General features: G+C 66.9%; 25 protein-coding genes and 1 tRNA gene. 18 read left to right on the top strand and 8 right to left on the bottom strand.

The genetic code is table 11. The features are described 5' to 3' along the window. Positions 1-359 precede the first annotated feature (359 nt). Positions 360-433 (top strand) — tRNA-Thr (locus tag AC1DCZ_RS13585). A 142-nt stretch (positions 434-575) separates the two neighbouring features. Here the strand turns inward: AC1DCZ_RS13585 and AC1DCZ_RS13590 are convergent. From AC1DCZ_RS13590 to AC1DCZ_RS13605, 4 genes are all read right to left on the bottom strand, one after another. Further along, the gene (locus AC1DCZ_RS13590) at positions 576-1,316 is read right to left on the bottom strand and encodes an SDR family NAD(P)-dependent oxidoreductase (protein WP_476975053.1); all 741 of its coding nucleotides are present in this window, start codon (positions 1,314-1,316) and stop codon (positions 576-578) included. 180 nt (positions 1,317-1,496) lie between these two features. Further along, positions 1,497-3,068: an APC family permease gene (locus tag AC1DCZ_RS13595; protein WP_476975054.1), complete on the bottom strand. Its 1,572-nt coding sequence runs from the start codon at positions 3,066-3,068 to the stop codon at positions 1,497-1,499. Positions 3,069-3,082: 14 nt separating this feature from the next. Beyond that, complete coding sequence (locus AC1DCZ_RS13600; RefSeq protein ID WP_476975055.1) at positions 3,083-4,108, bottom strand: agmatine deiminase family protein; 1,026 nt, start codon at positions 4,106-4,108, stop codon at positions 3,083-3,085. Continuing rightward, positions 4,105-5,136, bottom strand: coding sequence for a nitrilase-related carbon-nitrogen hydrolase (locus AC1DCZ_RS13605; protein WP_476975056.1), 1,032 nt, complete (start codon positions 5,134-5,136; stop codon positions 4,105-4,107). The genes AC1DCZ_RS13600 and AC1DCZ_RS13605 overlap by 4 nt, the downstream gene beginning before the upstream one ends. A 201-nt stretch (positions 5,137-5,337) precedes the next feature. Between AC1DCZ_RS13605 and AC1DCZ_RS13610 the strand changes: the two genes are divergently transcribed. The 3 genes from AC1DCZ_RS13610 (at position 5,338) to AC1DCZ_RS13620 (ending at position 6,993) form a co-directional block, all read left to right on the top strand. Then, entirely contained in the window at positions 5,338-5,832 is a 495-nt protein-coding gene (locus AC1DCZ_RS13610; RefSeq protein WP_476975057.1) for a GyrI-like domain-containing protein, read from the top strand. 161 nt (positions 5,833-5,993) lie between these two features. Further along, entirely contained in the window at positions 5,994-6,299 is a 306-nt protein-coding gene (locus AC1DCZ_RS13615; protein ID WP_476894769.1) for a DUF4193 domain-containing protein, read from the top strand. Between the two features lie 148 nt (positions 6,300-6,447). Next, complete coding sequence (locus AC1DCZ_RS13620; RefSeq protein ID WP_476975058.1) at positions 6,448-6,993, top strand: AMIN-like domain-containing (lipo)protein; 546 nt, start codon at positions 6,448-6,450, stop codon at positions 6,991-6,993. 48 nt (positions 6,994-7,041) lie between these two features. On the opposite strand, the gene AC1DCZ_RS13625 is transcribed toward AC1DCZ_RS13620, so the two are convergent. Genes AC1DCZ_RS13625 through AC1DCZ_RS13640 form a run of 4 tightly spaced genes read right to left on the bottom strand, consistent with a single transcriptional unit; the run spans position 7,042 to position 10,226 of the window. Further along, positions 7,042-7,431 carry a flagellar assembly protein FliW gene (locus AC1DCZ_RS13625; RefSeq protein WP_476975059.1) on the bottom strand — a complete coding sequence of 130 codons (390 nt, stop codon included), beginning with the start codon at positions 7,429-7,431 and terminating at the stop codon, positions 7,042-7,044. Beyond that, positions 7,428-8,315, bottom strand: coding sequence for a flagellar hook-associated protein FlgL (gene flgL / locus AC1DCZ_RS13630; protein WP_476975060.1), 888 nt, complete (start codon positions 8,313-8,315; stop codon positions 7,428-7,430). The genes AC1DCZ_RS13625 and flgL overlap by 4 nt, the downstream gene beginning before the upstream one ends. A gap of 2 nt (positions 8,316-8,317) precedes the next feature. After that, positions 8,318-9,727, bottom strand: a complete 1,410-nt coding sequence (gene flgK, locus AC1DCZ_RS13635; protein WP_476975061.1) for a flagellar hook-associated protein FlgK — start codon at positions 9,725-9,727, stop codon at positions 8,318-8,320. A gap of 10 nt (positions 9,728-9,737) precedes the next feature. After that, positions 9,738-10,226 carry a flagellar protein FlgN gene (locus tag AC1DCZ_RS13640; protein ID WP_476975062.1) on the bottom strand — a complete coding sequence of 163 codons (489 nt, stop codon included), beginning with the start codon at positions 10,224-10,226 and terminating at the stop codon, positions 9,738-9,740. Positions 10,227-10,530: 304 nt separating this feature from the next. Here AC1DCZ_RS13640 and AC1DCZ_RS13645 point away from each other — a divergent pair, with 304 nt between their 5' ends. From AC1DCZ_RS13645 to AC1DCZ_RS13710, 14 genes are all read left to right on the top strand, one after another. Beyond that, positions 10,531-11,727 (top strand): flagellin N-terminal helical domain-containing protein, encoded by a 1,197-nt coding sequence (locus tag AC1DCZ_RS13645; RefSeq protein WP_476975063.1) that lies wholly within the window; start codon positions 10,531-10,533, stop codon positions 11,725-11,727. 154 nt (positions 11,728-11,881) lie between these two features. After that, positions 11,882-13,213, top strand: coding sequence for a flagellar filament capping protein FliD (fliD, locus tag AC1DCZ_RS13650; protein WP_476975064.1), 1,332 nt, complete (start codon positions 11,882-11,884; stop codon positions 13,211-13,213). Continuing rightward, positions 13,210-13,716 carry a flagellar export chaperone FliS gene (gene fliS, locus AC1DCZ_RS13655; RefSeq protein ID WP_476975065.1) on the top strand — a complete coding sequence of 169 codons (507 nt, stop codon included), beginning with the start codon at positions 13,210-13,212 and terminating at the stop codon, positions 13,714-13,716. The genes fliD and fliS overlap by 4 nt, the downstream gene beginning before the upstream one ends. Next, positions 13,709-14,062, top strand: a complete 354-nt coding sequence (locus AC1DCZ_RS13660) for a hypothetical protein (RefSeq protein ID WP_476975066.1) — start codon at positions 13,709-13,711, stop codon at positions 14,060-14,062. The genes fliS and AC1DCZ_RS13660 overlap by 8 nt, the downstream gene beginning before the upstream one ends. Positions 14,063-14,210: 148 nt before the next feature. Further along, the gene (locus AC1DCZ_RS13665) at positions 14,211-14,552 is read left to right on the top strand and encodes a flagellar basal body rod protein FlgB (protein WP_476975067.1); all 342 of its coding nucleotides are present in this window, start codon (positions 14,211-14,213) and stop codon (positions 14,550-14,552) included. Further along, the gene (locus AC1DCZ_RS13670) at positions 14,552-14,944 is read left to right on the top strand and encodes a flagellar basal body rod protein FlgC (protein WP_476975068.1); all 393 of its coding nucleotides are present in this window, start codon (positions 14,552-14,554) and stop codon (positions 14,942-14,944) included. Before AC1DCZ_RS13665 ends, AC1DCZ_RS13670 begins: the two co-directional genes overlap by 1 nt. Further along, positions 14,944-15,249 carry a flagellar hook-basal body complex protein FliE gene (fliE, locus tag AC1DCZ_RS13675; protein ID WP_476975069.1) on the top strand — a complete coding sequence of 102 codons (306 nt, stop codon included), beginning with the start codon at positions 14,944-14,946 and terminating at the stop codon, positions 15,247-15,249. The genes AC1DCZ_RS13670 and fliE overlap by 1 nt, the downstream gene beginning before the upstream one ends. Then, entirely contained in the window at positions 15,249-16,892 is a 1,644-nt protein-coding gene (gene fliF / locus AC1DCZ_RS13680; RefSeq protein WP_476975070.1) for a flagellar basal-body MS-ring/collar protein FliF, read from the top strand. Before fliE ends, fliF begins: the two co-directional genes overlap by 1 nt. Next, on the top strand, positions 16,889-17,905 hold the full coding sequence (gene fliG, locus AC1DCZ_RS13685) for a flagellar motor switch protein FliG (protein ID WP_476975071.1): 1,017 nt from the start codon (positions 16,889-16,891) through the stop codon (positions 17,903-17,905). Before fliF ends, fliG begins: the two co-directional genes overlap by 4 nt. Beyond that, positions 17,895-18,530 (top strand): FliH/SctL family protein, encoded by a 636-nt coding sequence (locus AC1DCZ_RS13690; protein WP_476975072.1) that lies wholly within the window; start codon positions 17,895-17,897, stop codon positions 18,528-18,530. Before fliG ends, AC1DCZ_RS13690 begins: the two co-directional genes overlap by 11 nt. Continuing rightward, a complete protein-coding gene (locus AC1DCZ_RS13695; protein WP_476975073.1) occupies positions 18,527-19,855 on the top strand; it encodes a FliI/YscN family ATPase in 1,329 nt (442 codons plus the stop codon). The genes AC1DCZ_RS13690 and AC1DCZ_RS13695 overlap by 4 nt, the downstream gene beginning before the upstream one ends. After that, a complete protein-coding gene (locus tag AC1DCZ_RS13700) occupies positions 19,852-20,286 on the top strand; it encodes a flagellar FliJ family protein (RefSeq protein WP_476975074.1) in 435 nt (144 codons plus the stop codon). Before AC1DCZ_RS13695 ends, AC1DCZ_RS13700 begins: the two co-directional genes overlap by 4 nt. Continuing rightward, entirely contained in the window at positions 20,283-20,975 is a 693-nt protein-coding gene (locus AC1DCZ_RS13705; protein ID WP_476975075.1) for a C40 family peptidase, read from the top strand. The genes AC1DCZ_RS13700 and AC1DCZ_RS13705 overlap by 4 nt, the downstream gene beginning before the upstream one ends. Continuing rightward, entirely contained in the window at positions 20,912-22,615 is a 1,704-nt protein-coding gene (locus AC1DCZ_RS13710; protein WP_476975076.1) for a flagellar hook-length control protein FliK, read from the top strand. Before AC1DCZ_RS13705 ends, AC1DCZ_RS13710 begins: the two co-directional genes overlap by 64 nt. Positions 22,616-22,619: the final 4 nt, after the last annotated feature.

Raw genomic sequence — 22,619 nt, forward strand, 5'->3', positions numbered from 1 at the left:
GGACGGAAAAACACGGGTAGACTTCTGCATCGAAAGGGTGCTCCCTCGCTCGGCAAATAACGGTCTCGACAACCACTATTTTCCCAGTTCAGAGCACCCTTTCCCTGATTAACACGCCATCCCGACGGACCCGCCATGAAAACCTGGGGCTAGAAGCAGCGGCGCCCGCGCGCTGTAGCCGCGTGGCAGCCGCGCGGCCGTCAGAAAGGCCCTGTCCCGGATTCGTCCGGGACGGGGCCTTCCTGCTTGCTTCGCAGACTGCACCGCCGCCGTTTTTACCACCGGGCGTCCGTGGGCTAACCTTATCTAGCGCCCAGGCGCCGGCCCTTTTGCGGCCAGGTACCGGGCGGCACAGGAATGCCTCCTTAGCTCAGTTGGCCAGAGCACCGCTCTTGTAAAGCGGGGGTCGTCGGTTCGAATCCGACAGGGGGCCCAAAGAACCCCTCCGTTCCGGCGATCTTGTCCGGAACGGAGGGGTTTTTCTTGCCTTGGCGCACGCCACGCTTTTGGCATCACGTGACAGGCCAAAGACGATCCGGACCCCGCACTCACGCGGGCGAAACGATCGAGGCAACTCAGCCACGGGAATCGTTTTCCTTCTTCATGAAGTAATCGACGCCGGTGTACCCGCCGTCGGCGACGATCGACGCCCCGGTGATGAACGAGGCGTCTGCGCTAAGGAGAAATGCGACGACGTTGGCTATGTCTTCCGGATTCCCGTTGCGACCTAGGGGCGTGAGGCTTGCCGCTTCGTAGGATTGTTCAGTCAGGCCATTGTCTACCCAGCCGGGAGTCACGGCGTTCACGCGAATTCCGCGGGGGCCAAGCACGTTGGCGAGGCTTCGCGTGAGAGAAAGAAGGGCTGCCTTGCTGGCCGAGTAGGCAATCCCCCGGAAGGAGCCGATATAGGCATCTGTGCTGGCGATGTTGACAATGCTCCCACCGGCGGGCATATTTGGGCCGATTTCCTGGGCCAGGATGAGTGGGGCAGTGACATTTACAGCAAAGGTTCGATCCCACGCATCCAACGTCAGGTCCCCGAAGGGTTCCTTGTCGAGGATGCCAGCATTATTGACCAGCGCATCGAAGGAAAATTCGTCACGGATCCGACGGGCGAAGCCCAGGGAGAGGGATCTATCCGTCAGATCGAGTTGCCGCATATCCACCCCGTGACTGCGTTCGAGTTCCTTCGCTTCGTCGAGACCGGTGTTGTACGTAGCGACTACTTTCCAGCCGCTCTCTGCAAGGTGCGTCGCGATGGAGCGGCCGATGCCTCGTGCGCCGCCGGTAACCAGTGCAGTGCGTTCGCGAGTCATATTGAGGCCTCCATCGGTGGAGATTCCAGATCCTTGACCGGTCCGCAGCCGGCAGGGGCGGACGGGCCCCGTACTGTCGAATGATGCTCCTGCGACTCCCGTGGAGTAAAGGCACAAAAGCCGCAGGGCCCTGCCCCCGGAATCCTGGGTGCAGGGCCGTACGGGTCAAGAAGCCGGAACCTACTCCGGGATCACCAGCGCAGGGGTGTCCTTGCGGATGGTTTCGCCGCGGAAGAACCCCGGGTGGAACCGGGCCGCCAGGAGCATGACCACCGTGCCCAGCAACAGGATTCCGATCCCGATGATGAACACCAGGCCCACCCCGAAAATCTCGGAGCCGCTGCCGAACTCGGGAGCCCAGCTGTCCACCGCCGTCTGGAAGAACACCACGGTGAGCACCAGGCCGCCGATCACTGGGCACAGCAGGCGCATGAAGAAGTTCCGGACGCTGGAGAACAGGCTGTGCCGGAAGTACCACGTGCATGCGAACGCGGTCAGGGCGTAGTAGAAGCAGATCATGAGGCCCAGGGCCATGATGGTGTCGTTGAGGACGTTTTCGCTGACCGCCTTCATGACCGCGTAGAACCCGCCGGAGATCAGGCCGGCCACGACTGTGGCGTAGCCCGGCGAACCGAAGCGCTTGCTGACCGTGGCGAAGCGCGGCGGCAGCGCCCCGTAGTGGCCCATGGCCAGGAGGCTGCGGGCCGGGGACGCCATGGTGGACTGCAGGGATGATGCGGTGCCGGACAGCACAGCCAGGGACATCAGGATGGCCAGCGGACCCATCACGGGGGAAGCCAGCGCGGCAAAGACGTTTTGCTGGCTGTCCGGGTTGTTCAGCCCGATGCCGTCCCCGCCCACGCCGGCCACCATCATGGTCGCCACGATCACGGCGATGTACAGGCCCAGTACGGCGATCGCCGTCGTCGTGCCTGCCTTGCCGGCAGTTCCCTTGCCGCCCTTGGTTTCCTCGTTCACGGTGAGGCAGACATCCCAGCCCCAGTAGACGAAGACCGCCAGGGACATGCCGGCCGTGAACTGCTCAAAGCTTTCGATCTTCGTGGGGTTGAACCAGTCCCAGCTGAAGCCGATGGCGGTGGGGGAATCCCCGGAGGCGGCGTGGGTGAGCGCCATGACGATGAAGATGGCCAGGACGACGACCTGGAACCCGACCATGCTGAACTGCACCAGCTTGGTCGCGTGCAGGCCGCGGTAGCTGACCCAGACCGCGAGTGCCACGAACACCAGGCAGGTGGCGATGTTCAGCGCCTTGTTGGAGGTCAGGTCCGCGAGCTCGGGGTTGCCGAAGACCTGGGCCAGGAAGAGGTAGAAGAAGTCCACCGCGACGCCGGCCAGGTTGGAGAGGACGATGATGTTTGCGGCCAGCAGGCCCCAGCCGCCCATCCAGCCGACGTACGGGCCGAAGGCCTTGGTGGCCCAGGTGAACGTGGTGCCGCTGTCCGGGGAGTCGGCGTTGAGCTCGCGGTAGGCGAACGCCACCAGGATCATGGGGATGAACGCGATGATGAAGATCGCCGGCAGCTGCACTCCCACGGCGCCGACGGCGGGCCCCAGCGAACTCGTGAGGCTGTAGGCGGGCGCCACGGAGGAAATGCCAAGGACGACGACGGCGAGCAGGCCGAGCTGTCCGCCCTTGAGCCCCTTGCCGGTAATGCCGTGCTTCGAACCGGCGGGGTCGACCACGTCGTGGGGAGAGGATGCGCCGCGTTCGCGGCCGATCGTTTGACTCATGTCAGAGACCTATTCTAGGAGGCAGCCGGTTGCTGTTGTGTAATGCAGTGGATGCCGCCGCCGCGGGCAAAGAGCTCGCGGGCGTCGACGCCGATGACCTTGCGCCCTGGGTAGGCGTCACCGAGGATGCGCAATGCTTTCTCGTCCATGGGGTCCGCGAACGTGCAGGCGATCACGCCCCCGTTAACCACCACGTGGTTGATGTAGCTGTAGTCGACGAAGCCGTCGCCGTCCGTCAAGGTCTCCGGGGCGGGCACCTCGATGATGTTCCACTCACGCCCGGCAGCGTCCCTGGTGGTGGCCAGGTAGCTGATGATCTGGCGGCTGACCTCGAAGTCCGGGTGCTGCGGGTTCTGCTGGGAATGGACCAGTAGGGTACCCGGCGACGGGATGGCGGCCACGATGTCCACATGGCCACGGGTGCCGAACTTCTCCGAATCCCGGGTCAGGCCGCGGGGAAGCCAAATGACATGGGTGGCACCGATGGTCCGCGCCAGCTCGGCTTCAACGTCCGATTTGTCCAGCCCGGGATTGCGGCCGGGATCCAGCTGCACGGTCTCAGTGACCAGCACAGTGCCTTCACCATCGACGTGGATGCCGCCGCCCTCATTGACAAGGGCCGAAACGAGGTGGCGTGCGCCGGACCGTGCCGAGACCTCCGCGGCCACGAGCGAGTCCTTGTCCCACGCCGCCCAGTCCTGGCCGCCCCAGCCGTTGAACACCCAGTCCACCGCGCCGAGCCGGCCTCCGCCGTCCAGCACGAAGCTCGGGCCGGTGTCCCGCATCCAGGCGTCATTCAGTTCGGCGGTGAGCACCTCAACGTCGGGGTGAAGATAGCGGCGGGCGGTCTCGACGTCGTCGGGCGCCACCAGCATGGTGACCGGCTCAAAGCCGACGACGGCGTTCGCGACGGCGGCCCACGTGGACCGGGCGGCGTGGGCTTCGTCGTCCGTCCCGCCCAGGGTGTAGCCGCCGGTGGGGAACGCCATCCAGATCCGCTCCTGCGGCGCCGTCTCCGCCGGCATGCGCCAGCCGCTCATGCGTCCACCGCCATGGCCAGCGGCGCTTCGCCGCCGAGCGGGGCGTCGCGGCGGACCGACTCGGTGAGCCGGGCGTAGGTGTCCGGGCGGCGGGTCGCCAGGAACGGGAACAGCGTCAGCCAGTCTTTGCGCTGGTCCAGGTCCAGGTCCGCGACGAGGACGGCGGATTCATCCCGCGGGGCTTGGGCGAGGATCCGGCCGTAGGGATCGGAGATGAAGGACGAGCCGTAGAAGTTCAGCGTCCCCTCGTTGCCCCAGCGGTTGGGGGCCACCATGAACAGGCCGTTGGCGATGCCGTTGCCGACAATGACCTGCTGCCAGAGCGGCTGGGTGTCGAAGTCCGGGTGGTCCGGTTCGGAGCCGATGGCCGTGGGGTAGACCAGGATTTCGGCCCCGCCCAGGGCGTACAGGCGGGCAACCTCGGGGAACCATTCGTCCCAGCAGGTGGGCATGCCCAGCCGTGCACCGCCGAGCTCCGCGGGGGAGTGGACCGCGTAGGCGTCGTCAGCGGCCGGGCCGGGGCGGAAGAACTTGTCCTCGTAGTAGCCGGCAGTGACCGGAATGTGGAGCTTGTGCGTCCGCGCCAGGAGTTCACCCTCGGGGGAAACCAGAATGGCAGTGTTCAGGCCCAGGCCGTCGTCCGGGCCGTCCGGATGGTCCGCACGCTGGTACAGCGAGGCGTGGACGCAGACCCCGTGCCGGCGCGCCGCATCGGCCGCGAAACGGAACGTGGGCCCGGTGAGCAGATCCTCGGCAGTGCCGGACGGCCGGGGCCGGGCTCCGGAACGCGAGGTGTCGTTCTCCGGAAGGGTGTCCGCGGGGTAGCGGGAGAGCGTGAGTTCCGGCAGGAAGACCACGGTGGCGCCCAGCCGCGCGGCACGCTCGACGCCCTCGTCCAGCTCGGCACGCAGAATGGGGATGTCGGCATGCCAGCGGTGCTGGACCACGCCGATCCGCAGTGCCTGGCGGCCGGACGGCGCCGTCCGGGCCAGGGACGGCGGCGAATGCAGGGAGGTGATTTCGATCATCTGACTACTCCAATGAGACGGGGATCACTAAATGAATGCAATTCATTTAGTATCGGGGCAAGCGGGGCCGGAGGGCAAGAGTTAAATGAATAAAATTCATTTGTGTTGCGGGGGGTGTGTCCTGCGGGCCCGCCGGTGCGCTCGCGGCCGCAGGGACGTAAGGCCCTAGTCCGTGGAAACCGGACAGCGGACTCTGGGCGTATGAGTGAAACGAATGCGGAAAAGACACCAGAGATCAAGTCCACGCAACTCAAGGAACAACCGACGGCGGTGCTGCGCGAAACCGTCCCGATGGCCGAGCTGCGGGACTTCTTCGGCCGCGCCTTCGGGGCGGTGATGGGGGCAGTGCAGCAGCAGCATGTCCAACTCGCCGGACCTCCGTTTGCGCTGTACCGCGGGATGCCCACCGACGTCGTCGACGTCGAAGCCGGCTTTCCCCTGGCCGCCGCCTTTGCCAGGGCCGGGGGCTCCGACGCCGGGGTCACGGCCGGGACGCTTCCCGCAGGGCCAGCCTTCGAGGCCCTGCATATCGGCCCGTACGAATCGCTGCAGCAGACCTACGGCGCGATCCTGGCCCGGATGCAGGCCGAGGGTGTGACCCCCGGCGGAGCGATGTGGGAGTACTACCTCAGCGATCCCGGAACCGAGCCCGACCAGTCGAAGTGGCAGACCCTCGTTGTGTGGCCACTTGCCTGAAAAATATGACTTGATTGCCGCGCAACGTCGTTTTTACACGCCCCGGCGACGCATAGTGTCGCTTTGAACACACTATTCTGCAACTCCGTGCATAATGACCTAAACTGCTTCACTGAGGTGCCTGAAATGGCGCTGCGCAGCAACGAAAGTGAACCCCCGCTATGGCTACCGATTACGACGCCCCACGCAACAAGTCAGAAGAAGAATCTCCCGCTGAATCGCTGGAGGCCCTTCAGGCTTCCCGTGGAGGCGGCGCCCAGACCGCCGTCATCGACGTCGATGAGAACGACACCGCCGAAGGCATTGATCTACCCGGAGCGGACCTGTCCGGTGAAGAACTGACCGTTGTTGTTGTGCCCGAGCAGTCCGATGAATTCACGTGCGCCTCGTGCTTCCTGGTCCGTCACCGGTCCCAGGTGGCCCGCGAAAAGAACGGCATGAAGTACTGCCGCGACTGCGAAGGCTAGGAATCCGCGTCACTGCGAAGCGCCGGACCCGAAGGGGTGCCGGCGCTTCGTAGTTTAACGCTCTGGCGGCGATCCTTCCGCCAACCTCGCCGCGGGCCGCCAAGGCTCCTATTCTTGAGATATCGCGGCACCCAAGGAGGCGGCCCAGATGAAGACGTTCCGGGCGTGGCTACTGGCCATAGTGCTGGTCATAGGATCGGGGCTGGTCTCAGCGGGCCCGGCCGCCGCAGACCCGTACTGCGGGCTGGTGTGGGGCTCGCTGGCCAAGACCGATCCGGCCCTGAGCCAGGCCAACGTCGTCAACGTCCGGACCGGGCAGCACTACTGCTTTGACCGGCTGGTCATTGACCTCAACGGACCGGTTGCGGGATACACGGTCCGCTACGTCCCCCAGGTGGTGCAGGACGGCTCGGGACTTCCAGTCCAACTAAGGGGCCAGGCCCTCCTCCGGGTCACCGTCAACGCCCCGGCCTATGACGACAAGGGCCATGCCACGTACACCCCGACGGATCCGAAGGACTTGGCGAACGTGGCCGGCTACCAGACGTTCCGGCAGGTGGCCTGGGCCGGCAGCTTTGAGGGCTACACCAGCCTGGGCCTCGGGGTCCGCGCCCGCCTGCCGTTCCGGGTGTTCGCCTTGGCGGGTCCGGATGCCGGATCACGCCTCGTGATCGACGTCGCCCACTTCTGGTAACGACGGCGTTTGCCACAGATTCAAGCTGCCAGCCGACGGCGGCCTTTGCTAGAGCGAGCCGAGGTCGGCCCGGAGCGGGTAGTCGCGGCCGTCCAGGACGAGCTGGGTGCAGCGGCGCGTGCCGGGATTGAGCACGATCGGGGCCATGAGGTTGACTGTGGTGGATCCGGGGGAGTGGTTGAGCACAACGAGCAGCTGTGGCGCCTCTCCTGGTTCCAGTTCCAGGGCTTCCAGTGCGGCTGCCGTAATCGGCGGAGCGTAGCTTGGCGCGAATACCGCTGCGTCGGCCAGGAACAACCGCACCGCTGCGGAACCGGCCTCGAGGGCAATCAGCCCGTTGGCGCCTTCGACGCTCCGCAGCGTGAAGTCGTGCACGTTCTCGAAGCCCGGCATCGGCGCGGTGAACGTGACGGGGCTGTTGGTGACGGCTGTGTTCATCGGAGGAAGTCCATCAGTGTGGGCTGCAGGACCTTCGCCGTCGCGGCCAGGGCCACCTGGTAGTTGGTCTCCTGAAGCTTCAGGTCCATGATCACGCTGCCCAGGTCTGCCTTTTCTATGCCGGTCTTCTGTGCATCCAAACTGGCCCCCAGTTCTGTATTGACGTTGCCGGCGCGATCCAGCCGCACTTGCTGCGTTCCGATTTCAGCCCGGCCGGAGATGACATTTTTCAAGGCGGCGTCCACGTCGTTCAACTTAGGAGAGATATCCGAGCCAGCCCGCAGTGCGGTCGCCATATCGCTGACGAGCTTGAAGACCGACGAGTCGCCGGCGCCGAAGATCTTTGAGCCGTCCGCATCGACGCGGATTGTCTGGTCGGCGCTGATGCGGCGTTCCACCGAGCTGTCCGCCACGCCGTTGAAAACCGACGGATCCGCCGGGCCGAAGGCGGTCGCTGTGTCCGAGCTGCCGGCAAAGATGTTGCGCCCGAGGTGCTTGGTGTTCGCGATGGAGAGCAGGTCCTGGTTCAGCCCGTCCAGCTGGATGGCGATGGCGTCCTTGGCCGTTTTGTTGAGGGCGCCGTTGCCGGCCTGGACGGTCAGGTCGCGGATCTTGTTCAACACGTTGTTGGCGTCGCCCAAGGCCGAGTCGGCGGCGGTGAGCCAGCGTCCGCCGTCCTCGATATTTCGTCCGTACTGTGCATTGGCGGCCAGCCGGGCCCGGGTTTGCATCGCCTCCCCGGTGGCAGTGGGATCGTCGGAGGGGCGCGTGATCTTGTTGAGAGTGGCGGCCTTGTCCTGCAGCCCCGCCAGCTTGGACTGCTGGGCCTGCAGGCTGCGCTGGGCCGCCGCGGTCATGGTCAGGTTCGTAACCCGGTTCAGCATGTCTACCTTCCTACCAGTCCGGTGTGGTTAATAAGAACGTCCAGCGCTTCGTCCACCGCGGTCATGACTCTTGCCGCTGCCTGGTACGCGTGCTGGTTGGTGAGCAGGCTGACGTTTTCCTCGTCCAGGCTCACGGAGGCGGAAGAGGCGCGTCCGGCCAGGGCGGAGGATTCGGCCGCCGAGCTGAGCGATTCGTGCTGCTGGGCGCCTCGTGAGAGCACACCGATCCCCGTGACCACATTGGTCCAGAAGTTGTCCGGGGAACTGGCCCCGGCGCCGAGCTGTGAGATTTTGTCGGCGAGGGTGCCGTCCAGTTTCTCCGCATCCTTGACGCCGACGCCGATGCCCGCCGCGTCCGTGGGGACTACGGCCAGGCTGCGGGCGGCATCCGTGGCTGAGAAGCTGAAGAAGTTGCCGGCACCGGTACCGGCAGACGTCTGTCCGCCGGCGTGGAGAGCGTTAACCGCATCGCCGAGCCTGCTGGCGAACTGGTTGAACGAGTCCGCAGCCGAGGCAAGTGGTCCCCCTTTGACGGCCGTGGCCAGCACGGCGAGGGACCCGGCGATTTCGCCATCCGTAACGGCTACGGCGGTCCCTGGCCGGTCCGCCCATTCAAGCTGCACGGAATCCCCGAGTTTGTCGGTCGATTGACTGCCCGAGAGCGCGAGGGCCCTGACCGAGGTACCCATCACGAGGGGGTTGCCGCCCACGTGAATGTCTACGGTGCCGTCGGCTTGGTCCCGAACAGTGGCGCCGGTCAGCCGGGAGATGGTCTCGGTGAGCTTGGCCCGGGCGTCGATGAGCTCGTTGGCCGATCCCCCTGCGGCAAGGGTGGAGCGGATGGTGCTGTTGTAGGCGGCCACCTGCGTGGCGGCGGCGTTGACTGCCTGCACGGCTCCGTCGGCCTGGCTCCGGACGCCGCTCCACTGCGTGTCCAAAGCGGTGTAAGCGGAAGAAATCTTGGTGGCAAGGTCGTTTCCAGCCTGAAGGACCAGGCCCTTTGCGGCCGGGTCGTCGGGCTGGTTGGAAGCGCCTTGCCAGGCGGACCAGAAGCCCTGCAACGCAGTGGAGATGCCGTTTTCGCCGGGCTCCTGGAGGATCCCCTCGATCCCCTGGAGGGCGGAGGACACGGCGCCCGCATAGCCGGCCTGGGCTCCCGCGGAGCGCACTCCCGCGTCCAGGAAGCTGCTGCCCAGCCGGGCGATGCCGTCCACGGACACGCCGTTGCCGGACTCCGGCCGGCCGGAGCCGAAGAGCCCCTGGGCCGGGGCGGCCAGCGCGGACTGCTGCACGCGCTGCCGGGTGTAGCCCTCGGTTGCGGCGTTGGCAATGTTCTGGCCGGCGACATTCATGCCCTGCTGGGCGGCCGTCAGTCCCCGGTAGGCGGCATTCAGGGCGCCAAAGGTGCTCATGGTCGCTTCCTTAGAATTGCTTGTCGAAGAGGCGGGAGCCGGCGGTTTCCCCGGTCTTGCCCTGGGCGTCATACGTGCCGGCGGCCGCGGCGGGCCGCAGATCGGCCAAAGACTCCTGGGTGGATCGGACCGCGGTGCGCAGGTACTGCTCGTTGGAGTCCCGCAGTTCCTTGATGAGGGCCGTCTGGCGGGTTAGGGCAGTCAGGTGCGCGGTCAGGACCTCGGACCAGGCGCCCTCCGGGGCGGCGGCAGCAAGCTCGCCGAGTGAAGCGTCCGAGGGCAGGCCCCAGGTTTCGGCGACGACGGCGGCTTCGATGGTGCGCGCCAGGCTCGCCTTGGAAAGGTGCTCAAGGACCTGTTCGACTTCCTTGGTGCCGTGCGCCAGCCAGCGTGATTTGCCGGAGGTGAGGAGCAGCTGCTCTTCTTCCAGCTTGAAAGTGAGAACGTCCAGAAGTTCACGCTCCCTCCACAACAGGGCTGAAAGTTCGTGGATGGCCATGTTCTGGACGGCTCCCTCATTGTGTGTAGCGGTTGACAGGTGCGGTGGTGCCGGTGCGGCTGTTCAATCGTGCGGACGACTCAGCCAACAGCAGGGTTCGTAGAAACTATCGGCCGGACCGCGCCATGCGTTAGCGGGAATGAAGCGGATAAAAGGGCAGTCCTAGCGCGCGGGACAGGATCTCGTGAACTGGGAAAACATTTTTTCGGATTCCCCTTACCTGACTAGTCAGCCGGGCGATAACTACTCCTGAAGGCCCATGGATGGGCCCTCGCACACTGTCCCACATCATGGAGGAAACATCATGGGAATGCAGATCAACACCAACCTGGCTGCGAACAACGCTTACCGCAACCTCAGCAACACCCAGAACGACCTGTCCAAGTCGCTGGAGAAGCTTTCCAGCGGCATGCGCATCAACCGCGCCGGTGACGACGCGGCCGGCCTGGCACTGTCCGAGGGCCTGAAGTCCCAGATCGGTGGCCTCACGGTTGCCGCTCGCAACGCCCAGGACGGCATTGGCGCAGTCCAGACCGCTGAAGGCGGCCTGAGCCAGACCCAGTCCATCCTGCAGCGTCTGCGCGACCTGAGCGTCCAGGGCGCCAACGACACCAACAACGCCGACTCCCGCAACGCGATCAAGACCGAAGCCGACAGCCTGGTCTCGGAGCTGGGTCGCATCGGGCAGTCGACGAACTTCAACGGTGCCCAGCTGCTCGACGGTTCCCGGGGTGGTGCGGCTAACGCGCTGAAGTTCCAGGTCGGCGCTAACGCTGACGCTGCCAGCCAGATCACGGTCGACCTCACGAAGGCAAACGTCAGTGCTATCTCTTCGGCACTGGGCGCGGGGACCACAGCAAGCACCGGTTATGCACCGACAGCGGCCCAGCTCCTTACGTTCGATGGAACAGGTACTTCGGGACTGACCTTTGCCGTGACGGATAAGAACTCCGCTGGCGCCGTCCTTTCCACCACGTCAGTCACGACCGGCAACCTGGGTGCCACCGGAGGCCTCACTAAGGTCGAAGACTTGGCCGCAGCGCTGAACAACGATTCTAAGTTCTCGTCAAAGATGGTGGCTTCAGTCGTGAAAACGGCGGCAGGCGTATCTGAACTCTCCGTCACTTCGCTTTCGGGGGGAACAGTAGCTGAGGGAGGCACCGCGAGGCTGACGACCCCTGGTACGGTGGCCAATGTCGGACTCGACTTCTCCAGCGCTTCTGGGGCACAGGCGTCAATCAAGGTCCTGGATGCGAAGATCACCGCCGTGTCTACCGCCCGCGCGGAGCTGGGTTCTTCCCAGAACCGTCTCGAGTCGGCTGTTCAGACCATCAACGTGGCCAAGGAAAACCTGACCGCTTCCAACTCCCGTATCCGCGACACGGACATGGCCGAGGAAATGGTCAAGTTCACCCGCAACAACATCCTGTCCCAGGCAGGCACGGCCATGCTCGCCCAGGCGAACCAGACCGGTCAGGGTGTACTGCAGCTGCTCCGCTAGGTCATTGACCAGGGATCGGTCCGCTGATTCCGTACAGTAGGACAGCTCAGGCAGGCTCTTAGCGCCCGGGAGGGAACCTCCTTCCCGGGCGCTATGCAGCACCCCGGCTACCGCTCATCCAAGAACCATTTTTTCGTCAGAGGGGTTGTGAAACGTGGGACTATCCATCGACGGCCTGTCCAGCGGGCTGGATACCACCAGCCTGATCAACTCCCTGATGACCCTGGAAGCAGTCCCGCAAACCCAGCTGAAGAGCAGGGTGGCGGACGTCCAGTCCAGCATCTCAGCGTTTCAAGGCCTTAACGCCAGCGTCGCCGATCTTGCAACCAAGGCCTCGAAGGCCGCGCTGCCGAACGCCCTCGATCTCTACGCCGCGACGAGCAGCTCCGCATCTGTCACCACGACGGTCGGCGCGGGCGCCAGCTCGGGATCCCTGGACTTCACCGTTGATCAATTGGCTGGTGGGCAGGTCTCGGTGAGCCAGGCGATGACGGCGTGGCCTTTCTCCACGATGACCATCAACAGTGGGGGTAAAACCGTCACAGTTACCCCGGCCAGCACCTCGATGGACGACGTCGTATCGGCCGTCAATACGGCCGGCGCCGGGGTGACGGCCAGTAAAGTTTCGGTGGGCGGAGGACAGTTCCGGCTCCAGTTCACCTCGACGACGACCGGCAGCGCCGCCGCTTTTTCGATTGGCAACCCGGACGGCACGACGGCGGCCTTGACCGATGTGAAGACCGCCCAGGACGCCCAGATCAGGCTGTGGGCAGGCGTCCCCGGCCTTGAACAGCCGATCACCTCCTCATCGAATACCTTTGACACCGTCCTGGCAGGTGTCTCGCTGACGGTTTCGGAGGTCTCCGCGACTCCGGTGCACGTCGCCGTAGCCCGAGACGCCAACCAGATCAGCAAGACGGCCTCGGACCTGGTGGGCGCTGTCAACAGTGTCCTGGCCCAGATCTCGACCAAGAGCACCGTCGTGGCCAGCACGGACGGTGCGGGTAACCCCATCACGTCTGGGGGGCCCTTCACCGGTGACAGCACGGTCCGCTCGGTGAACGACGCCATCCTTTCGGCCGCGTCGCAGCCGGTCAACGGACGGTCCCCGTCCGAGATTGGCATTGTCCTGACGAAAACCGGAACCATGCAGTTCGACGCCGCCAAGTTCGCCGACGCCCTGGCAAAGGACCCGACCGGAACCATGGCCGCCGTCGGGGTCATTGCCGGCCGCGTAGCCGACGCCGCCAAGCAGGCCTCCGATCCTACGACCGGGCTGCTGACAACCAAAATCCTGGGGCAGCAGTCCGACGCCAAGGACATCAACAACCAGATCGCCAGCTGGGACGACCGGCTGGCCATGCGGCGAGCTACCCTCCAGCAGACCTATTCCGCCTTGGAAGTCGCGCTCAGCGGCATGAAGGCACAATCATCCTGGCTGACGGCCCAGCTGGGCGGAGCCACTTCAGGAAGCAGCGGAGCATGACCAGCACACCCTTCGGCTACGGCAATGCCGCCCAGCGCAACCAGTACCTCGCAGACTCGGTTCTCTCCGCGCCCCCGGCGCGCCTGCTCACCATGCTCTACGACCGGCTCCTGCTGGACCTCGGCCGGGCCCAAACGGCCCAAGAAGCAGCCAACTGGTCCGTCGCGTCAGAGAACCTCATCCACGCGCAGGCCATCATCACCGAACTGTCCTCGTCCCTGAGGGCTGACACCTGGGACGGCGCGGACGGGCTCCTGGGGATCTACAACTACGCCGCTACGGCGCTGGTCAACGCCAACATCCAGCGCAACCCGGCCCTGACCAGGGAAGCGATCGACCTGCTCGAGCCCTTGCGCCAGGCCTGGCATGAGGCCGCCGCGGCGGCTCCGGCCCCCGCGGCAACGCCGGCATTCACGGCTCCGGCGGCGACGCCTGCCTTCGCGGGAACCGGGGCCTGGAACACCCAGCCCGGAACCGGTGGCGGGAGCCTCGGTTTTGGCTGAGCAAACAGACACCACCTTGGCCGCCTGGACGGTTGTCCTGGACGTGCTCGAAATGGCCGTCGAGGCCGCCGAACGCACCCTGAAAGATCCGCTGGGCCCCCTCGCCGGCCCCGCGGGGTTCGCGGCGGAACCCCGGCAGGAAAAACGCTGGGCTCCGCCGTCGCTGGCCGGCCCCCTCCCCGCGGAAGCCCGCCGTCGCGCCGTCGCCCTCGCAGCCGCGCAGGAACGGGTCGCGCGCCGCCTGGAAGATGTCCGGAACGACGTCTCCCGGCAGCTGCAGGCCGTGTCCGCTGTCCCCGGTGTCGCCGAGCCCTCCAGGGCTGTCTATCTAGACGTGCACGGCTGAGAAGACCGGGCTCCGAAGAACCCGAAAAACTCGTTTCATATTTCCCCTAACGCGGCGCTGACCAGTGCCGATAACCACTGTAAGAGCACGGATCGCTCGCATTTCGGCCACGGATCGGCCACACCCCACCTTTCCCAGGCAGGACACTGTGCTCGAATCCGTGACCTCCGCCGCTTTGACCAGCGCTTTGAACGGGCTGTCACTGCGCCAGCGGACTATCGCGAACAACATCGCGAACGTCAACACGCCGAACTACCACGCGCAGCGCGTCAGCTTCGAGGACGCACTGGCCCAGTCGGTACAGTCAGGCGATGGCCATGTCCAGGCCGCCACGGCAGCGTCCTTGGAACCCACCCAGCTGAACGGCAACAACGTCAACCTGGACACCGAAACACTATCCAACATCGATACGGTGCTGCGCATCCAGTTCGCCGCGCGGGCCGTCACGAACGAGTTCACCGCCGACCGCGCCGCCATGAGGACGAGCTGATGACTTTCGACGCGATCGGCATCGCCGGCTCAGCCCTGACAGTGCACCGCAAGTGGCTTGACGCCGTCTCGGACAACCTCGCCAACATGAACAACGTGTCCCGCACGTCCGGGCCCGCCTTCCAGGCCAAGTACGTCGAAGCCGCCGAAGGCTCCGACGGCACCGGCGTGTATGTCAAAAGCACCCCTCTGGGCAGCGGCACCGGCCGGATCGTCTACCAGCCGGACCACCCCCTGGCGGATGCCAACGGCAACGTGAAGTACCCGGACATCGACATGGCCGAACAGATGGGCGCGCTCATCGTCGCCCAGCGCGGCTACCAAGCCAACGCACAGGTGGTCGACCGTGCCCGCGAGACCTACATGGCGGCCCTTGAGATTGGAAAATCCTGATGCCTATTTCCCCGATCGCCCCCGTCCAGGGCGTTATGCCCACGGACTACATCTCCGGCACCAGCGCCGCCGCCGGCACGGACGGCTCCGGTTTCGCCGCCTCCCTCACCGGTGCAGTGGATAACCTCCAGCAGCTGCAGTCGACGTCGAACCAGCTCGCCGTCTCGGCCGTCACCGGCAACCTGGACGACATCCAAAACGCCACCATCGCGGCCACCCGGGCACAAGTGACCCTGGAACTGGTGGCATCCATGCGCAACAAGGGTGTTGACGCGTTCAACGAGATCATGAGGATGCAAGCCTGATGCCTCCGCAGATTACTGGCTTCTTCCAGCGGTTCGGCACCGGGCTCAAGGGCTTCTCCGCCGGACAACGCACCATCGCCGTGATCGGCGCAGCCCTGCTGGTCGTGGGCATCGTGGCCCTGTCGGCCTGGCTCACGCGCCCTGCCTTGACGCCCCTGTTCTCCGGCCTCAAGAGCGCCGATGCCAGCGGCATCGTGGACCAGCTCAAGAAGGACAACATCCCCTATGAACTGAGCGACGGGGGCGCCACCATCCTGGTCCCGCAGGAGAAGGTCTACGACGAGCGCCTCAAGGCCGCCGCCGCCGGCCTCCCGACGGCCGCCGCCACCGGTTACTCCCTGCTGGACAAAATGGGTGTGACGTCCTCTGAATTCCAGCAGTCGGTCACCTACAAGCGGGCGCTCGAAGGCGAACTGGCCAGCACGATCTCGGCCATGGACGGCGTCAAGACCGCCGCTGTCCGCCTGGCCATCCCGGAAAAGACCGTCTTCGTGTCCAAAACGCCGGACACCACGGCCTCGGTGTTTGTTGAAACTGCCGCGGGGACCACCCTCTCCAGCGACAAGGTGCAGGCAATCGTCCACCTCACCTCGGCCGCCATTGAGAACCTCAAGCCCACCAACGTCTCGGTCGTCGACTCCCAGGGCAACGTGCTCTCCACGGTCGGCGGCGCCGCCGCAGGTACGTCCACGAAACAGGCCACCGACTACCAGAACCGCACGTCCGACGCCGTGAAGGCTGTCCTGGACCGCGTGGTGGGCCCCGGTAACTCCACTGTTGCGGTGGCCGCAGACGTCACCGGCGAATCCGCGCAGCAGAAGAGCGAAACCTTCTCCAACACGGACGGAGCACTTCCGCTCAGCGAGTCTTCCAAGACCGAGAAGTACACCGGATCCGGGGGAGGGGCCGCAGGGGTCCTCGGCCCCGACAACATCGCGGTGCCCGGCGGAACGAGCGGGAACGGCAACTTCGATTCCACCACCGCCACGAAGAACAACGCCGTCAACAAGGTCACCGAAGACCGTGTCATCCCGGCCGGGGCAGTGAAGCGCCAGACCATTTCCGTGGCCGTCAACCAGTCCGCCGCCGGGGGACTGAACCTCGCCTCGCTGACCTCACTGGTCACCTCCGCTGCCGGAATCGACAAGACCCGCGGCGACGTCGTCACGGTTGAGGTGGTGCCGTTCAGCACCGCGGCCGCCGACGACGCCGCGAAGGCGCTCGCCGCGGCGAAAGCCGACGCCGAAGCCCAAAAGCAGTCGGAGTTCATCGGAACGCTGATCACCGCCGGCAGTATCCTCCTGGGGCTGCTGATCCTGGCGCTGATCCTCACGATCGTCCTGCGCCGCCGGCAGAAGCGCGAACCCGTGGACCTGGGCGAACGCCTGGACCTGGAAATGATGCCGGTCATGCCCGCCGTCTCGGCGTTTCCGGCCGCCGCGCCTGCGACGTCGGCGATCCCCATGACTGCCTTGCCCCCGCTGCCGCCGCCCCCGCTGCCGCCGCGGCCGCTGCCGGGGCCCCCGCCCGAGCAGATCGAGTCCGAGCGCCGCCGCTTTGAGATCGACAGCATGGTCGCCGCGAACCCGGAAAAGGCCGCCGACTACCTCCGCAGCCTCATGGAAGACAGGCAGCCGGTATGAAAACAGCCGACTCGACCCTGACCGGCACGCAGCGTGCCGCCGTCGTCCTCATGCAGATGAACCCGGCGAACGCTGCCAAGGTCATGGCCCAGTTGACGGACTCCGAGGCCGAGGAAATCGCGGCGGAGATCGTCAAGCTCCGCAAAGTGGATTCGGACGTCGCCGAGCAGATCATGAAGGATTTCCACCACGCCGCGCTGTCCAGCCCCCGCCAGGCGCGTGGGGGCCGGGAACTCGCCGAGGGCCTGCTCGCTGCGTCCTTCGGATCCGAAAAGGCCGCCGGACTGATCAACCGACTGACCGTCAACATGGCCGGCAGGTCCTTCGAATTTCTCGAAGACATTGAACCCGTGCAGATCCTCGCGCTGATCGACGGGGAGCTGCCGCAGACCATCGCGCTGGTCCTCGCGCACCTCAGCCCCCGGAAGGCATCAGCGGTGATGTCGGGGCTGCCGGGCTCCCTGCGGGCCGACGTCGCCCTCAGCATCGCCACGATGGGTTCCGGCGCGCCCGAAGCGATCGGGATCGTGGCGGAGACCCTGAAGCTGCGCGGCGGCGCCGCCGTCTCGCAGCAGGCCTCCAAGGTGGTGGGCGGCATCCAGCCGCTGCTGGAAATCATCAACCGGACCGACGCCGGCACGGAGCGTTCCGTGCTGGACGGACTGGACCTGCTGGATCCGGAACTCGCCGTGGAGATCCGGGCCCAAATGGTGACCTTCGAGGACATCGTGAAGCTGGAACGCCGCGACGTCCAGCTGGTCCTCCGCGGGCTGGACACGGCCGTGCTGGCCGTCGCCATGAAGGGAGCGTCGGAAACCGTCCTGGAAACCATCACCACCAACGTCTCCGGCCGCAACCTGGAGATCCTCGAATCCGAGATTGCCGCCCTGGGGCCGCTGCGCACCTCGCAGATCGAGGAGGCCCGCGCCGCCGTCGTCCGGTCGATGCGCGAGCTCGACGCCGATGGCCAGATCACCATCCAGCGCGGGGACGAAGAGGACTATGTCTACTGACAGCGCCCCGGCGCGGATCGTCTTCCCCTCGCTGCGCGCGAGCGGTCCGGCCGCCGAGCAGGCCGGCTACACCGAAGGCCATGCCGCCGGCTACGCAGCCGGCGTCCGCGCGGCCGCCAAGGAACAGCGCCGCTGGCGGGACAGGATGGCCGCCGAACAGGCATCTTCCCTGGCCGCCGGACAGCAGGACCTGGACCGCGCCGTGCGCGCACTGTCCGTCGCCCGGAACGATTTCGCGCACCGCAATGTGCAGGCCCTGCACGAGACCGAAGAGATCCTTGCCCGCACCGCATTGGAACTCGCCGAGGCCATCCTCGGCTATGAACTCGCCGACGGCACCCGGACTGCACGCGCCGCCCTGGACCGGGCCCTCTCCGGAAACGATGCCGCGACGGTCCTGGCGATCCGGCTGCACCCGGCGGACGTTGCAGTCCTTGCCAAGGAAGGCCAGGACCTGCCCGCAGGCCTGCCGCTCATGGCGGACCCGTCGCTGAGCCGCGGTGACGCCATAGTCGAATACCAACAGGGCTGGCTCGATGCGAGCCTCGGCAGTGCCCTGGCCCGCGCCCGCGCGGCCCTCCTGGGAGAGCAGTGGGACGACCGCGTAGCCGGAGAACCCGCATGATCGACCAATGGCGCCCCAAACGTGCCGACTACGCCGCCGCCCTCGCCGCCGCGGCACCCCAGCGGGTCGGTGTCGTGACCTCCGTTATGGGCCTGGGCCTGGAAGTGTCGGGACTGGACTGCGCCCTGGGCGATCTGGTGACGGTGGGGGAGAACCCCGGCCTCGACGCCGAAGTCGTCGCCGCGCTCGAGGGCTCCGTGCGCTGCATGCCGCTGGGCCGGCTCGCCGGCGTGGCAGCAGGGGACCCGGTCCGGACAAAGGGCAGCGCCGTGCTGGTCCCCACCGGACGGGGGCTCTTCGGCCGCGTCATTGACGGGCTCGGACGGCCCATCGACGGCAAGGGCCCGCTCACCAGCGGCCCCCGGGTGCCGATCGACAACGAAGCCCCGAACGCCATGAAGCGCGCACGCATCGACACCGCACTCCAGACCGGAGTCCGGGTGCTGGACACCATGACGACGCTTGGCAAAGGCCAGCGCATGGGACTCTTCGCCGGGTCAGGCGTGGGAAAGTCGTCCCTGCTCTCCATGATCGCCCGCGGCACGGACGCCGAAGTCTCGGTGATCGCGCTCGTGGGGGAGCGCGGCCGCGAAGTCCGGGAATTCCTGGAGGACGATCTCGGCGCGGCCGGGCTGGCGCGCTCGGTCGTCGTCGTCGCCACCTCGGATGAGCCCGCCCTGATGCGCATGCGCGCCGCCTTCACCGCCACCCGCATTGCCGAATCCTTCCGCGACGAGGGGCAGGACGTCGTCCTCATGATGGACTCGCTCACCCGCGTCGCCATGGCCCAGCGCGAGATCGGCCTCTCCGCAGGGGAGCCCCCGGCCACCCGCGGCTACCCGCCGTCGACCTTCTCCATCCTGGCGCGGCTGCTGGAACGCGCCGGGACCGCCGAAACGGGGTCCGTCACCGGCATCTACACCGTGCTGGTGGACGGCGATGACCACAACGAACCGATCGCCGACGCCGCCCGGTCCATCCTGGACGGGCACGTGGTGCTGGACCGCAAGCTCGCCGTGACCGGGCACTTCCCGTCCGTGGACGTGCTGGGATCCGTGTCGCGCGTCGCCACAAAGGTCAACTCCCGGCCCGACCTTGAGGCCGCGGCCTCGCTGCGCCGGGTGCTTGCGGCCCGGAAGGCCGCGCAGGACCTGATCGACGTCGGCGCCTACCAGGCGGGCACCAACCCCTTGGTGGACGCCGCCCTGAACCACGAGCAAGACGTGAACAGCTTCCTGCAGCAGCCGATGGAGGAATCCACGGCCCACCCCGAGTCGTGGCTGCGGCTCGAGAACCTCACTTCGATCCTGGGAGCAGCAGCATGAACCGCCAATTCTCACTGGCAGGCCTCCTGCGCCTCCGCCAGCTCCAGCAGGACCAGGCGGCAACCGGGCTGGCCCGCGCCCGCTCACGATCCAGCTCCGTGCGGGCGCGGGAATCCGCGGCCCGCCGCGAGCTGTCCGCGACCGACGACCCCATCTCGAGTTCGGCCTCCCTGCGTGCCGTTGCGGCCGCCCGGTCCTCCTCGCACAGCATGCTCGCGGACCTGCAAAACCTCGCGCGTCTTGCCGAAACCGATGAAGCTGCCGCCCGCGAGGAGTTCATTGCCGCCCGGACCCGCTCCGTGGGACTCGAAAAGCTGCAAGCCCGGCACGACGCCGAGGTCAACACCGAAGACCTGCGCGCAGAACAGTCGGCGCTGGACGAGATTGCTTCCACCATGTGGCACCGGGACGAACAGCAGGTGAAGTCATGAGCATGACCGAAGCCATCGGCAGAATGCAGGGCATCCAGTCCATGATTGCCGAATTGACCCGCCCTCCGGCCACCGAAACAGCCGCTGCAGCCGTGAAAGCTGCCGCGGTGTCTTCCCTCGCGACCGGAACCGGCAGCGACAACGCCGCCTCCTTCACCCAGGCGCTCACCGCGGCCTTGGGCGGCACGACAGGAACGGATGCCTCCTCCCTCACGGACGGGCTGGGACTGGGAAACACGACGTCATTGGCAGCCGCACTCAAGGGCATTACCGCACAGGCCACCGTCCCTGGCACCGCCCCCGCGGCTGGCGCGGCCACGGGTAACGACGTAGTGGCGATGGCCAAGAAGTACATCGGCGTGCCGTACGTCTGGGGTGGCACCAACCCGGCGACCGGCATGGACTGCTCAGGATTCACCCAGCGGGTCTTCAAAGACCTGGGCGTCGATATTCCGCGCGTGGTCAGCGATCAGATGCGCCAGGGCACGCCCGTGGCCTCCCTCGCGGAGGCCAAGCCCGGCGACCTGCTGGTGAGCTTCGGCGGCAACCACGTTTCCATCTATCTGGGCAACGGAAAGGCGATCGACGCCCCGGTGCCCGGCAAGACCATCCAGATCCGTGACGCATGGGAGCAATACTCCAACCTGACCTCCATCCGGCGCATCGTTCCCGCAGGGACGGCGTCGTGATGGGCGCGGCTCCGATGGACGTCACCTCAACGCTGGCCTCTGCACCGGCTCACGCCCGCGCGCAGCACGGCGGGCGCTCGCGGCCGGAGACCGGGACCGCGGACGCAGGCTCCTTCGGCGCCGTCCTGAGCGACGTCCAGGGCGCACCGGACACGCCTGCGGGAAGGACGGCCGGCAGCGCAGGGCACGCCCGAACGCCGTCGGCTGATAAGAAAGCCAGCCATGATTCTGCCGTTCAGGCTCCCGACGAGGGCCCCGCTTCGGCCGGTGACGGCACGGCCGTCAACGCCGCGGCCGCCGGAGCCGGATCGTCTGTAACCGCCGGTCAGACGGGTGCACCGCTGGCCGCCGCCGGTCCTGGGACGCCTGCCGTCCTGGACGGGCCGGCTTCTCCGGCGGTGGCGACGACGCCCCCGACGGCGGCTGTCGCACAGCCGCCCGGGCCGACCGATCCGCGTCTTTCGCTGCCGGGCGCCACCCCCGCCGGAGCCGGGCAGCCGGCCACCGCGCAACAGGCCGCCGCTCAGGGAAGCGGAGGTCAGGCGGCCGGGGCTCAGACAGGTGCTGCCCCCGTCGGGATTGCCCTTCCAGCCGCCGCGGTCGCGAAGGGGCTGTCCCCTGCTGAGGGTTGGACCGATGTCCCGGGCGGCGCATCGGCTGCGCCGCGGTCCGATGCCGCGCAGTCTTCTCCCGCACAGTCCGCTGCCGCGCAGTCTTCTCCCGCCCAGTCCGTCGCCGCGGAGCCGCCGGCGGGAACAGCTTCCATGAGCCCCGCTTCCACCAGCCCCGTGGGGGCCGGTTCAGCCGCCCCGAACACGTCGCCGACCGCAGTGCTCGGCGCCGTTGGTGGGCTGGGTGCCGCAGTCGTCCCGGGGACTGCGCCGGGGCGGGGCGTTGCGTCGGCCAGCAGGACGTCGGCAACGGCTGCCGAGGCCGTCGGCGTCGCGAACGCCTCTGCGCCCGGCCTTCCCGGCATCGCTTCGGTGGAAACCAAGCCTTCCACCGGCTCAGCTGCCGACGCCAAAACTGCTGTCGACAACACGGCCCCGACACCCGCTGCCGCCTCGCTCGCCGCAGGCACGGCGGCCGCGGCGCCGGCCGGCCAGCCGCCGTCGGCTTCCGTCCCGTCAGCAGCCCCGCCGCCGGCCCCCCAGACCGCCGGTACCCTCCAGCCGCAACTCGCCAAGCCCCTCTTCACGCTGGCCGGTGCACCCCACGGCCAGCACATCATGACCCTCAAAGTCAGCCCCGAGGACCTCGGGCCGTTGACCGTCCGGGCGCATATCGACGCGACGGGTGTCCGGATCGAGCTCTTCGCCTCCGGCGACGCGGGCCGCGAGGCCGTGCGGGGGATCCTGCCCGAGCTCCGCAAGGAGCTCACGGACGCCGGCTTCGGCGCCAGCCTGGACCTCTCCGACCACACCGGGCCGGGTGGCGCAGCGCAGGACCGTGCGGGGCACGGAACGGCAGGCCAGGACGGCGCCGGCAGGGACCCCGGAGGGAACAACACAGGCGGAGGCAGCCGCAACGGATCGGCCGAACCGCGCCCGGGTAGCCGCTGGGAGGCCCTGGCCGACGCCGCCGTCCGCAACGCCAGGACCCTGAACGGCCCCCAGACCACCCTCGACATTCTTGTCTGACACG

Source organism: Arthrobacter sp. 10N418 (assembly GCF_056394725.1).

Bases quoted from the DNA above. Each gene is read 5' to 3' on its own strand.
- AC1DCZ_RS13590 (WP_476975053.1), bottom strand. From the start codon at position 1,316: ATGACTCGCGAACGCACTGCACTGGTTACCGGCGGCGCACGAGGCATC.
- AC1DCZ_RS13595 (WP_476975054.1), bottom strand. From the start codon at position 3,068: ATGAGTCAAACGATCGGCCGCGAACGCGGCGCATCCTCTCCCCACGAC.
- AC1DCZ_RS13600 (WP_476975055.1), bottom strand. From the start codon at position 4,108: ATGAGCGGCTGGCGCATGCCGGCGGAGACGGCGCCGCAGGAGCGGATC.
- AC1DCZ_RS13605 (WP_476975056.1), bottom strand. From the start codon at position 5,136: ATGATCGAAATCACCTCCCTGCATTCGCCGCCGTCCCTGGCCCGGACG.
- AC1DCZ_RS13610 (WP_476975057.1), top strand. From the start codon at position 5,338: ATGAGTGAAACGAATGCGGAAAAGACACCAGAGATCAAGTCCACGCAA.
- AC1DCZ_RS13615 (WP_476894769.1), top strand. From the start codon at position 5,994: ATGGCTACCGATTACGACGCCCCACGCAACAAGTCAGAAGAAGAATCT.
- AC1DCZ_RS13620 (WP_476975058.1), top strand. From the start codon at position 6,448: ATGAAGACGTTCCGGGCGTGGCTACTGGCCATAGTGCTGGTCATAGGA.
- AC1DCZ_RS13625 (WP_476975059.1), bottom strand. From the start codon at position 7,431: ATGAACACAGCCGTCACCAACAGCCCCGTCACGTTCACCGCGCCGATG.
- flgL (WP_476975060.1), bottom strand. From the start codon at position 8,315: ATGCTGAACCGGGTTACGAACCTGACCATGACCGCGGCGGCCCAGCGC.
- flgK (WP_476975061.1), bottom strand. From the start codon at position 9,727: ATGAGCACCTTTGGCGCCCTGAATGCCGCCTACCGGGGACTGACGGCC.
- AC1DCZ_RS13640 (WP_476975062.1), bottom strand. From the start codon at position 10,226: ATGGCCATCCACGAACTTTCAGCCCTGTTGTGGAGGGAGCGTGAACTT.
- AC1DCZ_RS13645 (WP_476975063.1), top strand. From the start codon at position 10,531: ATGGGAATGCAGATCAACACCAACCTGGCTGCGAACAACGCTTACCGC.
- fliS (WP_476975065.1), top strand. From the start codon at position 13,210: ATGACCAGCACACCCTTCGGCTACGGCAATGCCGCCCAGCGCAACCAG.
- AC1DCZ_RS13670 (WP_476975068.1), top strand. From the start codon at position 14,552: ATGACTTTCGACGCGATCGGCATCGCCGGCTCAGCCCTGACAGTGCAC.
- fliE (WP_476975069.1), top strand. From the start codon at position 14,944: ATGCCTATTTCCCCGATCGCCCCCGTCCAGGGCGTTATGCCCACGGAC.
- fliF (WP_476975070.1), top strand. From the start codon at position 15,249: ATGCCTCCGCAGATTACTGGCTTCTTCCAGCGGTTCGGCACCGGGCTC.
- fliG (WP_476975071.1), top strand. From the start codon at position 16,889: ATGAAAACAGCCGACTCGACCCTGACCGGCACGCAGCGTGCCGCCGTC.
- AC1DCZ_RS13690 (WP_476975072.1), top strand. From the start codon at position 17,895: ATGTCTACTGACAGCGCCCCGGCGCGGATCGTCTTCCCCTCGCTGCGC.
- AC1DCZ_RS13695 (WP_476975073.1), top strand. From the start codon at position 18,527: ATGATCGACCAATGGCGCCCCAAACGTGCCGACTACGCCGCCGCCCTC.
- AC1DCZ_RS13700 (WP_476975074.1), top strand. From the start codon at position 19,852: ATGAACCGCCAATTCTCACTGGCAGGCCTCCTGCGCCTCCGCCAGCTC.
- AC1DCZ_RS13705 (WP_476975075.1), top strand. From the start codon at position 20,283: ATGAGCATGACCGAAGCCATCGGCAGAATGCAGGGCATCCAGTCCATG.
- AC1DCZ_RS13710 (WP_476975076.1), top strand. From the start codon at position 20,912: ATGGGAGCAATACTCCAACCTGACCTCCATCCGGCGCATCGTTCCCGC.